Source organism: Streptomyces sp. URMC 126, from assembly GCF_051386555.1.
In the GTDB taxonomy this organism is placed as follows: domain Bacteria; phylum Actinomycetota; class Actinomycetes; order Streptomycetales; family Streptomycetaceae; genus Streptomyces.
Window position 1 is genome coordinate 1 of the sequence record NZ_JBPQTX010001379.1, and the last position, 234, is coordinate 234.

General features: G+C 75.2%; 1 protein-coding gene. It reads right to left on the bottom strand.

The features are described from left to right. Positions 1-234 (bottom strand): inositol monophosphatase family protein (locus ACSNOK_RS36350; RefSeq protein ID WP_436784915.1); only part of this gene is annotated, 234 nt, incomplete at both ends.

The following is a 234-nucleotide window of genomic DNA, read 5'->3' on the forward strand; positions in this document are numbered from 1 at the left end:
GCGCGGGCTCGCCGCCGTCCACCAGCCCCAGTGAGACGGCGTGCAGCGGGGCGCCTCGCGTGAAGTTCATCGTGCCGTCGATCGGATCCAGCAGCCAGCAGCGAGGCGGCACCGAACCCCCCTCCTCCCGGTCCGTCTCCTCGCCGACGACCGGGATGCCGGGCGCGTGCTCCCGCAGCACACGCGTGATGCGCCGCTCCACCTCGGCGTCGGCGGCCGTGACCTCCTCGCCCG